At 71.9% G+C, this 11270-nt stretch carries 7 protein-coding genes; 1 reads left to right on the forward strand and 6 read right to left on the reverse strand.

Annotation, left to right across the window (positions count from 1 at the left end; all coding sequences use genetic code 11):
• Positions 1–121: 121 nt before the first annotated feature.
• Complete coding sequence (locus STRAU_RS38315) at positions 122–2266, forward strand: bifunctional glycosyltransferase/CDP-glycerol:glycerophosphate glycerophosphotransferase (RefSeq protein WP_037664685.1); 2145 nt, start codon at positions 122–124, stop codon at positions 2264–2266.
• On the opposite strand, the gene STRAU_RS38320 is transcribed toward STRAU_RS38315, so the two are convergent.
• The 6 genes from STRAU_RS38320 to STRAU_RS38345 form a co-directional block, all read right to left on the reverse strand.
• A complete protein-coding gene (locus STRAU_RS38320) occupies positions 2242–5106 on the reverse strand; it encodes a stealth conserved region 3 domain-containing protein (RefSeq protein WP_016645766.1) in 2865 nt (954 codons plus the stop codon). The two genes, STRAU_RS38315 and STRAU_RS38320, sit on opposite strands and share 25 nt — an antisense overlap.
• 10 nt (positions 5107–5116) lie before the next feature.
• Entirely contained in the window at positions 5117–6103 is a 987-nt protein-coding gene (locus tag STRAU_RS38325; protein ID WP_016645767.1) for a hypothetical protein, read from the reverse strand.
• 154 nt (positions 6104–6257) lie between these two features.
• The gene (locus tag STRAU_RS38330) at positions 6258–7184 is read right to left on the reverse strand and encodes a class I SAM-dependent methyltransferase (protein ID WP_016645768.1); all 927 of its coding nucleotides are present in this window, start codon (positions 7182–7184) and stop codon (positions 6258–6260) included.
• 151 nt (positions 7185–7335) lie between these two features.
• Complete coding sequence (locus STRAU_RS38335) at positions 7336–8241, reverse strand: carbohydrate ABC transporter permease (RefSeq protein WP_037664687.1); 906 nt, start codon at positions 8239–8241, stop codon at positions 7336–7338.
• On the reverse strand, positions 8238–9620 hold the full coding sequence (locus tag STRAU_RS38340) for a carbohydrate ABC transporter permease (protein ID WP_016645770.1): 1383 nt from the start codon (positions 9618–9620) through the stop codon (positions 8238–8240). The genes STRAU_RS38335 and STRAU_RS38340 overlap by 4 nt, the downstream gene beginning before the upstream one ends.
• A gap of 7 nt (positions 9621–9627) precedes the next feature.
• A complete protein-coding gene (locus STRAU_RS38345) occupies positions 9628–11052 on the reverse strand; it encodes an ABC transporter substrate-binding protein (protein ID WP_078621752.1) in 1425 nt (474 codons plus the stop codon).
• Positions 11053–11270 lie beyond the last annotated feature (218 nt).

The raw sequence follows: 11270 nt of genomic DNA on the forward strand, positions 1-11270 counted from the left end.
CCCCTTTTCCCGTTCCGATCAACTTCTTTACCGCCGCTCACCCCATCGAGTTTCGCCACCACCCCATCGAGTGAGGCGCGGTCTTCGACAGAGCGTGTACACGTGACTACGGTCGGTGCCCATGCCGCGCTTCTCAGTCGTCGTGCCCGCCCATCGTGTCCAGGGGTACCTGCGGGAATGCCTGGAATCCGTGCTCGACCAGTCCTTCGGCGACCTCGAACTGATCGTCGTCGACGACGCCTCGCCGGACGCCTGTGCCGCGATCGCGGCGGAGTATGCGCAGCGTGACCTGCGTGTGCAACTCGTCCGGCGTACCGAGCGGCGGGGCGTCGGCCCCGCCCGCAACGCGGGCGCCGAGCGGGCCACCGGCGAGTGGCTGCTGTTCCTCGACGGCGACGACGTGCTGCTGCCGGGCGCGCTTGCGGCCCTGGACGCCGCGCTCACCCCCGATGTGGACGTGCTGCTCTTCGGCCACGACCGCACCGACTGGTGGGAGACCGTGCGGCGGCCGTCCGGCGAGGACGTCACCGGCGACCCGTTCGCCGTGACCGTCGCCGCCTGGAACCGCGTCTTCCGGCGGTCCTTCTGGGTCGAGCGGGGGCTCGCCTTCTCGCTGGGGGCGTACGAGGACGTGGTGCCGGCCCACCGGGCCACGCTGGAGGCCGGGGAGCGGTTCGGCTCGCTGGACCGGGCGTGCGTGCGCTGGCGCGAGCGGCGCGGCGGCAGCTTCGCGAAGTCGCCGGGGCGGGAGCACTTCGCGGTGATCGGGCGGTACGAGGAGCTGTTCGCCGCGGGCGGTGTCATCGCCGGGCCGGTGGCGGGCGGCTCGGCCGTGACCGGCCCGGACGTGGCGGCGCGGCTCTTCCCGTACGCCGTCGAGCACCTCCTGGCCGTCCTCGACGACCCCGGCCGGATCGCGCCCGGCGACCGCGCCGCGTTCTTCCGCGCGGCGGCGGCCATGCTGCGCGCCCACCGCCCGCCCGGGCACACCCCCGTGACGGACCGTCAGCGTGCCTTGCTCACCGGCTCGTACAGCTCGTACCGGGCGCTCGCGCGCGCGGGCGGCCGCATGAAGGCGCTGCGCACCGCCCTGGCCCGGCGCAAGAAGTCGGTGCGCGCCCGCGCCATGCGCGTCACTTACCACGCCGACCTGCGCCGCTCCCTCGACCCGCGCCTTGCCGTCTACGGCGCCTACTGGAACCGGGGCGTGAGCTGCAACCCGGCCGCGATCCACGCGAAGGCCCGCGAGCTGGCCCCGCACATCCGGGGCGTCTGGGTGGTGTCGAGCCGCCACAAGCACCGGGTGCCGCCGGGCGTCGAGTACGTCATCGAGGGCTCGCGGCGCTACTGGCAGGCGATGGCCCGTGCCACGTACCTGATCAACAACTCGTCCTTCCCCGGCGGCTTCACCAAACGCCCCGGCCAGGTCTACCTCCAGACCCACCACGGCACGCCCCTGAAGAAGATGGGCCTGGACCAGCGCCGCTACCCGGCCGGCACGCACGGCATCAGCTTCCAGAAGGTCCTGGACCACACCGACCAGTGGGACTACAGCCTGTCCGCCAACCCGCACTCCACGGAGGTGTGGGAGCGGGTGTACCCGGCGGCGTACCAGGCGCTGGAGGCGGGCTATCCCCGCAACGACGTGTACTTCACCACCAAGCCCGACGAACTGGCGCGCATCCGGGCCGAGTTGGGGGTGGCTCCCGACCAGAAGGCCGTCCTCTACGCCCCCACGCACCGCGACTACCAGAAGGGCTTCCTGCCCCGCCTGGACCTGGAGCGCTTCGCCGCGGCGCTCGGCCCGTCCTACGTCGTCCTGGTCCGCGCCCACTACTTCTACGGCGCCGACGCGGGCCTCGCCGCGCACCCCGGCCTGGTCGACGTCACCGCCCACCCGCGCGTGGAGGACCTGTGCCTGGCCGCCGACGCGCTGGTCACGGACTACTCGTCACTGATGTTCGACTACGCCTGCCTGGACCGCCCGATCGTCACCTACGCCCCCGACTGGCAGGCGTACCGCCTCGCCCGCGGCACCTACTTCGACCTCCTGTCGGGCCGCCCGGGCGAGACCCCGGGCGCGGTCGCGACGTCCGAGGACGAGCTGACCGCGCTGTTCCGCGACGGCGACTGGGACACGGCGGAGACGACGGCGCTGCGGGCCGCGTTCCGGGAGCGGTTCTGTCCGTACGACGACGGGGGCGCGGCGGAGCGGGTGGTGCGGCGGCTGTTCCTGGAGGGTCACCCGGCGGCCGGCCGCTCGTAGGGCGAGCGCACCGGGAAGTACGCCGTCAGGAACGACCGCACCGCCAGGGCCGTCTCCTCGTCGGACATGCCGCTGTCGGGGGACTCGCCGATGCAGAAGGCCGTCTTGTTCCGCGACTGCAGGAGCTGGCCGAGCCGGGCGTGGTCGGCGCGGCTTCCGATGTCCACGAAGTCGTACGAGATCGACGAGGGCACCGCGCGGCCGGTGAGGTACGCGTAGTGCTGGTGCAGCGACGACACCAGGGAGTGGTCGGTGTTGCCGCGGAAGCGGGCGCGGGCGGTCGCGGCCAGCTCGTCCGCGTACCGCTCGGTGAGCTCTTCGAGGATGCCGCGGCGCAGCGCGTACGGCACGTGGAAGAAGCAGTGCGTCGCCGTCCGCCCGAAGTCGCGGCGCAGCAGCTCGCGGTTGTTCTTCGCCGCCGCCAGATAGCCCTCGTCCCCGGGCATTACCGGCAGCGCGGGCACGGACGCCGACGACCAGAAGAACTTGGGCAGGCCCGAGCCCAGGAAGAAGGTGTCGGGGGTCGTCGGGCGGCCCAGGAACATGTCGTCGTTGAAGTAGAGGAAGTGCTCCGCCAGGCCCTCGATGCGGTGCAACTGGGTCTCGATCGCGTGGGAGTTGAAGGTCGGCAGGGCGGTGGGGTCGGCGAACAGGTCGCGGTGGTCGACGACGGTCAGGCCCGGGTGGTCCCGGTCGAGCCAGGCGGGGACCTGTCCGGCGGTGACCAGGTACACGTGCCGCACCCACGGGGCGTACATCGCGAGGGAGCGCAGGGAGTAGCGGAGCTCGTCGCGGTTGCGGAAGCGGACGGTGCCGCTGTCGGGCGAGTGCTCGTCGGCCTCCGTGCCGGGGGATGCGGCCTGCGCGGCGGCGCGGGCCGCGCGCCAGTCGGGGTCGGTGTCGTCGACCCAGGTGTAGACGGCGTCGACGGGGAAGTCGACGTCGGTCATGAGGGGCTGGGTGAAGACGTCGAGGGTCGGGTACCGGCGGGCGCCGACGCGGAGGCGGGCGGTGGGGGCGAGCGAGGGGAGCTCGGCGCCGGCGAGGGTGCTGCCGAAGGGGGCGCGGCGGGGAGCCGGGGGAGTCGTCGCGCCGGTGCCTCCGGGGTCGGCGGCGCGCCGCCAGAACGCCACCGTGCACGCCTGCTGTACCCCGTGCCGCAGCGACAGCGTCGTCGTGGTCACCGGCTTGAACACCTTGACGCCCGCCAACTCCCCGATGCCGTCGAGGCGTTCGGCGAGCACCGCGCCCGGGGCGGCGTCCCGCGGGTTGACCAGCTCGGCGTAGACCGGCTCGCCGTGCAGGCTCTCCGCGAGGGCCTTGAGGGCGCGGTCGCGGTCGTCCTCGTCCACGGCCAGGGTGTGCGCGGAGCCGCCGGTGCGCACCAGGACGTACGGAACCTGCCGCGACTCCAGGGCGGCCGCCGTGAGTTCGAGGTTCCACTCGGCCATGCGCGGCGCGAGTACGTCGTCACGGCACTCGGCGAGGCGGCCGACCGAGCGGATCACCTTGCCGTCCGGCGCGGCGGCGATGATCTCGTCCTCGCGGGCGCGCTCGTCGGCGCTCGCGGCCGCGTCGAAGGTGTGCGGCGCCGTCGGGCGGAACCCGCAGCCGCCGGACGCCACGCCGAGCGCCACCCGGTCCGCGCGCCCGGCGAGCCGCTCCGGCCGGTCGCGCCCCGCCACGAGCCGCGCGTACAGCTCCTCCCACAGCGCCGTCACACCGGCCGAGGAGAACCGCTCGTACACCCCCTCGCGGGCGGCCCGCGCACAGGACCGCCGCAACTTGTCGTCCCCCATCAACTCGCCCATGGCGACGGCGAGTTCATCGACTTCCCCGGGTGGTACGAGGAGCCCGTCCACCCGGTGCCTGACGATCTCCGCCGGGCCCGTCAGGACGTCGTACGTGACCACGGGCACCCCGGCCGCCAGCGCCTCCAGGAGCACCAGCGGGAACGCCTCGTTGTGGCCCGCGGTCATCAGGGACAGGCCCGCCTTGGCCCACTCGGCGGCCATGTCCTGGCAGGGTCCGAGGAGTTCGACGCGGTCCTGAAGGCCGAAGCCGTCCACCAGGCGGCGCAGGCTCTGCTCGCGGTGCCCGCCGCCGAAGATCCGCAGCGTCCACTCCGGGTGGGCGTCGGCGAGCTGCGCGAACGCGCGGATGGCGTGGTCGACGCGCTTCTCGCCGGTGAGCCGCGCGGCCATGATGATGACCTTGCTCTCGCCGTCGGCGCGCGGCCGGAAGCCGTCCGGCACCGCGTTGGGGATCACGGCGAGCTCCGGGGAGGTCGCGCCCAGGGACTCCGCGATCCAGTCCCGGGTCCGCTCGGTGAGCGTGACCAGGGCGTCCAGGCGCGGCGCGTGCAGCAGCAGCGGCTCGCCGGAGCGGCCGCGGCGCTGGGTGGGGCGGTGCTCCTGGTGGACGGTCACCACGCGCGCCGGTACGAGGCCGACGGCGGCGGCGAGCAGCGCGGGCGTAGTCGTGACGAGCACGTCCGTGTCCAGCGTGGTGAGCGCCGCCGTCAACTCCACATCGGAAAGCCGGTCGAACGCCGACTCCCAGGCGGGCTCGACGAGTTCACTGGGCAGCGCGGCCAGGGTCCGGCACGCGGCCTCGTCTAGCGCGGACGCCCGCACCGGCCGCTCCGGCGTCACCGTACGGTCGACCAGATAGCGCACGGGGACCTCGCGCGCCTGCGGGAAGAACGGCTCGGGCCGGGTGCGGAAGACGGAGACGACCTCGACGTCGTGCCGCTCGGCGAGATGCAGCGCCTGGGTGTACGTGGCCAGCTCGGTGCCACCCATCTCGTCGCCCCAGCCGAGCAGATACGTGATCTTCAAGAGGACTCCTTCATGAGGTCTCCTTCGTGATGTCCAGGCAGGTGACGGCGAAGGCGCCGGCCGCGGTGAAGTGCGGGTGCGCGCGCACCAGGCGGCCGCCGGGCAGCGCGACGAGCCGGAACGGCGTCGGGAAGGCGGCGGGCAGATCGGCCACGTCGGTCAGCCTGCGCCCGAGCGGCAGCTCGCCGACGTGGAAGTCCCACACCCACTGGCCGGGCCCGGCGCCGGTCATCGCGGCCAGCGGCAGCGCGAAGCTGAACCCGTCCCCGTCCCAGGCGAGTTCCACCGGAGCCAGGACGCCGTCACGGCGGCGCACGGCCCGCCCCGGCCACCCCGCCCGGTCCCGCTCCCGGGGCCCCGCGACCACCCGCCCGTACACCGTGATCCCGTCCCCGCGCGGCACGAACCGCACCACCTCCGCCCGCGGCCGCGACCGCGTGACCTGCACGGCGGCCCGACCGCTGCGGCACCGCACGACCCGCATGAGGGTGCCCGTGCGGGGGTTCGGCGCGTGCGGGGCGGTGGGCCCCGCGGGCGGGACGACGCCCTCGGCGAGACCGAGCCCCCGGCGGCGTACGCGGCCGTCGTCCCCGGTCGTCACGACGGTGAGCCGCCAGACGCCTTCGGTGAGGCGGGGCGCGCGCGGCGAGTCCCGCTTCGCGTACGTCGCGTCGAGGGCGTCGCGCAGCGTGACCGTAGCCGTCAGGAGCGGGCCGCCGTCGGTGCCGCGTTCCACGGCGAGCGGGACGCGGAAGCGGCGCGGACCGCGGCTGATCAGAAGCTCGGCGGCCCGCAGATCCGGCTCGGGCGCGGCGAGCGCGAGGTTGAGCGTACGGCTGTCCCGCAGCGACAGATGCGCGAGCGGCAGCAGCAGCCCAGCCCGCCCCCCGCCGCGCCCGGCGGCCGCCCGCTCCAGCCGGAACCGCGTACTGCGCGCGAGGACGCGGAGCCGACGAGTACGGGCGGCGCGGGCCGCCGGGCTGAGGAAGTGGCGCATTGCCCCACTTTGCCGCAATTCACCAAATATTCACCGAAACGGCACGCGCAGCGAAAAAGCCCGTCCGGCGTTTGAGGACGAGGCCCGAAGGGACGAGGCCCGAAGGGCCGAAAAGCGGGGGAGAGGGGCGCAGCCCCATAAGAGGCGAGGCGACTCAGCCCCGACGGCCGAGGAACGAGGCAAGCCCCCGCCCCTTGGGCCGCCGATTGTCCCCGCCCCGCTCCGCGGGCTTACTGGGCGGCGGCTGCACGGCCGCAGCCTGCACCGCCGCCCCCTGTCGCGCCGCCGCCGAGGCATGCCGCGACACCGGCTGCGCCGGCAACTTGGCCTTGCCGCCGCTGATGCGGATCATCGGATGACCGGCCACCTCCTCCGCGCCGTGCCACATGTCGTCACGCCCCGCGAGAAACGCCCCCAGAGCGGCACGCGTCTCGTCGTACGCCCCCCACGTCCCGTAGAACTTCGTGGCCGTGATGCACAGCGGCTTCAGCCCGGTGGTGGCGACCGCGCCCCAGGTGGCGGCGGCGACGCCGGGACAGTGCTCGGCGCGGAAGTCGTCGAGGACGACGATCCCGTCCCGGGTCAGCAGCCGCTGCGCCGCGGCGATGTCGGCGTGCACGTGCTCGTACAGGTGCGAGGCGTCGATGTGGACGAAGCGGCAGCTGTCCGCACGCACCTGCGCGGTGATGCCGGACGACGGCGCCTGCACGACGACCGGCAGTTCCTCGTGGAAGGAGAGATAGTTGGCCTCGAAGGCGCGCCGGGTGAGCGTCGCGTACGAGCGGTTCATCTCCTTGGAGTTGGCGTCGTCGGGGGCGGGCGAGTCGAAGAGGTCGCAGACCGTGAAGGTCTCCCCGGGGCGCAGATAGCCGCCCATGAAGATCGCGCTCTTGCCCAGATAGGCGCCGAGTTCGAGCAGGTCGCCCGGTTCCTCACGGCTGAGCTGACGGCTGAGGAACCAGTCGAAGAGCACCTGGTCGGCGGGGTGGAACCAGCCCTTCACATCGGCGAGACGGGTCGGAAGCGGCAGTTCGTCCAATTCCTGGGCGGACGTCGGTACGGAAGCGGAGGCTTCGGGCATGTCAGGTCCTGGAGTCGGGGGCAGTGCGCCGCGATCGACCGTAGTGGCCGCGTTCCGCCGAACACCACACACGGCACGACACGCCCCCGACCCCTTAGGACCCAGCACCCCCGGGCGTCACCCGCTCTTCACCTGACGGCACGGGCCGTCCTCACTTGACGGCACCCGCCATGACACCGGACACGAACTGACGCTGGAAGGCGAAGAACACCGCCAACGGGATGACCATGGAGATGAACGCGCCCGGCGCGAGGATCTGCACGTTGTCGCCGAAGAACCGCACCTGCTGCTGGAGCGCCACCGTGATCGGCGGGCTGCCCGCGTCGGCGAAGATCAGCGCGATCAGCATGTCGTTCCAGACCCACAGGAACTGGAAGATGCCGAGCGAGGCGATCGCGGGCGCGCCGAGCGGCATCACCACGCGCAGGAAGAGCCGCAGCTCACCGGCGCCGTCGAGGCGCGCCGCCTCCAGGAGCTCGCGCGGGATCTCCGCGAAGAAGTTCCGCAGCAGGAAGATCGCGAACGGCAGTCCGAAGGCGGTGTGGAAGAGCACCACGCCCGTCGTCGACTCGAAGATCCCGATCTCGCCGAACAGCTTGGCCACCGGAAGCAGCGCCACCTGCACCGGCACCACGAGCAGCCCCACCACGCCCAGGAACCACCAGTCGCGGCCCGGGAACTCCATCCACGCGAACGCGTACCCCGCCAGCGAGCCGATCACCACGACGAGCAGCGTCGCCGGGACCGTGATCGACACGCTGGTCAGGATCGAGTCGGTGATCGTCTCGTCCTTGAGGAGGCTCTCGTAGTTCTCGAAGGTCAGCTGCGAGGGCTTGCCGAAGACCTTCCACCAGCCGCTCTCGCTCATGTCCGCGGACGTCCGCAGCGAGCCGAGCATCAGCCCGAGCGTCGGCACCAGCCAGAACAGTCCGACCACGACCAGGAAGACCCGCAGCACGCTGCCGCTGACGAGCGCGGCGATCCGGCCGCCGAGGGACTGCTTGGCCTTCACGACCTGCACCGGGGGCGCTTTCGGAGCCCCGCTCTGGATGGTCATCGCCGTCCCTCCCGCCTCATCCTGCGCATGTTGAACAACATCACCGGAATCACCAGGAGGAAGAGCAGCACCGCGATGGCGCTGGCCACACCCGCGTCGCGGTCCCCGAAGGCCGAGTTGTAGAGCTGCACCGCGAGGACGTTCGACTCGTCCTTCGAGGAGCCCGGCGGGATCACGAAGACCAGGTCGAAGATCTTCAGTACGTTGATCATGAGCGTGACCACGACGACCGCGAGCACCGGAGCGAGCAGCGGCACCGTCACACGACGGAACACCTGCCACTCGTTGGCCCCGTCGACGCGCGCCGCCTCCAGCAGCTCGCGCGGCACGCTCGCGAGCCCGGCCGCGATCAGGACCATCGCGAACCCGGCCCACATCCAGATGTAGCTGCCGATGATGGCGGGCGTGATCAGGGACGGGCCGAGCCAGTCGACGCCGTTGTACGGCTCACGGAAGTTCGAGGCCGGATAGCGGAGCTGGGCCCCGACGGCCTCCTTCGGCAGGCTGAACGTCCCGTCGGCCGCGGCCTTCGTGGAGGCCACCACCTTGCCGCCCTTGACCGCCTCGATCTTGATGCCGGGGTAGCCGAACTCGGCGGTGTCCGGGGCGTTCACCTTGCCCCGGCCCTTGCCGCGCGTGAAGTCCTGCCAGGCCGTGCCGGTGACCTTGCCCGGGTCGGCCTTCGCAGGCTTCGCCGACTCGGCGTCGTCGGGCATCTGGCCCGGCGGCACACCGGTGAGCGGCAGCACCACCGGCTCGCCCGCCCTGACCGGGTCCTTGGTGATGAACGCGCCGCCGCCGGCGCCCTTCAGCGGCGAGCGCGCGCCGGGATGGCCCTGCGGGAAGCCGGACGACTCGGCGAAGGTGTCGTGCACGCCCACCCACAGGGCGTTGGCGACGCCGCGGTCGGGGTCCGACTCGTACACGAGCCGGAAGATGATGCCCGCCGCGAGCATCGAGATCACCATCGGCATGAAGATGATGAGCTTGAACGCCGTGCCCCAGCGCACCCGTTCGGTGAGGACCGCGAAGATCAGGCCGAGCGCGGTCGTCAGGGCCGGGGCGGCCACCAGCCAGATCGCGTTGTTCTTGACGGCGGTACGGATCCCGTCATCGGAGAACATCGTCTCGTAGTTGTCGAAACCACTGAAGTCGCCCGCCTTGTCGAAGAAGCTGCGGCCGACCGAGTAGCCGATCGGATAGAGCACGAGCGCGCCGAGCAGGACCAGGGCGGGCAGCAGGAACAGCGCCGCGATCGTCCTGCGGGTCCCGGTGACGCTCTTGCGGGGACCGGCCCGGTGCGGGCCGGACTTGGAGGTGTGCGGCGTCGACTGGGCCGGGGGCACCGCCGCGGTGCCCCCGGCATCCGGGGTCGTCATCGCCCCGTCAGCTCTTCTTGTACGCCTTGGCCGCCGCGTCCTCCAGCGTCTGCTGGGTGCCCGCGACGTTCTTCGGGTTCTTCAGGAAGTCCTGCAGGGCCTTCCACTCGCCCTTGCCGGGCGTGCCGCCGAAAGCCTGCGGGGCCTGGTCCGACATGTCGAAGCGGATGTCGTCACCCGCCTTGATCAGGGCGTCCGCGATGCCGCGCTGCACGTCGTTGGGGTACGCCTTGAGGTCCAGGTTCTTGTTCGGCGACACGAAACCGCCCGCCTTCGCCCAGATCTCGGCGGCGTCGGGGGAGGCCAGGTAGGTCAGCAGGGCCTGCGCGCCCTTGCTGTCCTTGAGTGCGACGGCGGCGTCCCCGCCGACGACGGCGGGCGACTCGTCCCCGACCGCCGGGAACGGGAACACCTTCGCGTCCGTGCCCACCTTGGCCTTGGTCTCCGCGATGGCCAGCGACACCATGTCGCCCTCGAAGACCATGCCCGCCTTCGGCTGGTCGCCGCCGGTGAAGGTCTGCTTCACGGACGCGGGGAACTCGGTCTGCAGCGCGCCGCTCGCCCCGCCCGCGATGAACCCCTTCTTGCCGAACAGGTCCCCGAGCGTCGTCAGGGCCGCCTTGACCGACGGATCCGTCCACTTGATCTTGTGCTGGGCTAGCTGGTCGTACTTCTCGGGACCGGCCTGCGAGAGATAGATGTTCTCGAACCAGTCGGTGAGGGTCCACGCCTCCGCGCCGCCGACGGACATCGGCGTGACGCCCGAGTCGTACACGGTCTGCGCGGTCTTCATGAACTCCTTCCAGGTCTCGGGCTCCTGGACCCCGGCGTTCTCGAAGACCTCGGTGTTGTACCAGATCAGCGACTTGTTGGCGGCCTTGAAGTACACCCCGTACTGCTTGCCGTCCACCGCCCCCAGGTCCTTCCACCCCTGGGCGTAGTTCTTGTCGAGCTGTTTCTGCGCCTCGGCCCCGACCGGCTTGGCCCACTTGTTGGCCACGGCCTGCTCGATCGCGCCGACCTGCGGCAGCATCGCGACGTCCGGCGGCTGGCCGCCCGCGACCTTCGATTCCAGAAAACTGATGATGGGGTCCTGAGCCGGCACGAAGGACACTTCCGCCCCCGTGCGCTTCTCGAACTCGTCCAGGACCTGGAGGAACACCTTGCGCTCTGCGCCGCCCCACACGGCGGCGACGGACACCTTCTCGCCGTCCAGCTCGGGCAGTCGCACGGTGGCCGCGCTCTCCTTGCCGCCACCGCCTGCCTTGTCGCCGTCGTCCTTGTCCTTGTCGTCGCCCCCGCAGGCGCTGAGCCCCAGCACGAGGGCGCCGACCGCGGCGGAGGCGACTAGCTTGGCGGCCGCCCCGCGCGCGCGGCGAACACGGTGTGCACGGTGTGCATGAGGAGTGCGTGTACGAAGAGTGCTGCGCATCACTGCCCCGTTCTCTTCCTCTACCCGGACTGGTCCCGTGCGGTCTGTCTACGCCCGCGCGGTCAGGGGCGGCAAGATGGTCAACGGCGTCAACTCGGTGATCGTGATGGCGTTGTGACGTGCAGTCAGCTGGCGGGGGCGCCTTTGAGCGGGCCACTGCGTGGGGCTGGGCTGGGGCGCCTTGCGTTCCCGCCGCTGCGCGGCGGCTTCTCCCACCC

The sequence above is a fragment of the Streptomyces aurantiacus JA 4570 genome, from assembly GCF_000414115.1.
GTDB classification, from domain to species: domain Bacteria; phylum Actinomycetota; class Actinomycetes; order Streptomycetales; family Streptomycetaceae; genus Streptomyces; species Streptomyces aurantiacus_A.

Bases quoted from the DNA above. Each gene is read 5' to 3' on its own strand.
- STRAU_RS38330 (WP_016645768.1), bottom strand. From the start codon at position 7,184: ATGCCCGAAGCCTCCGCTTCCGTACCGACGTCCGCCCAGGAATTGGAC.
- STRAU_RS38315 (WP_037664685.1), top strand. From the start codon at position 122: ATGCCGCGCTTCTCAGTCGTCGTGCCCGCCCATCGTGTCCAGGGGTAC.
- STRAU_RS38325 (WP_016645767.1), bottom strand. From the start codon at position 6,103: ATGCGCCACTTCCTCAGCCCGGCGGCCCGCGCCGCCCGTACTCGTCGG.
- STRAU_RS38335 (WP_037664687.1), bottom strand. From the start codon at position 8,241: ATGACCATCCAGAGCGGGGCTCCGAAAGCGCCCCCGGTGCAGGTCGTG.
- STRAU_RS38345 (WP_078621752.1), bottom strand. From the start codon at position 11,052: ATGCGCAGCACTCTTCGTACACGCACTCCTCATGCACACCGTGCACAC.
- STRAU_RS38340 (WP_016645770.1), bottom strand. From the start codon at position 9,620: ATGACGACCCCGGATGCCGGGGGCACCGCGGCGGTGCCCCCGGCCCAG.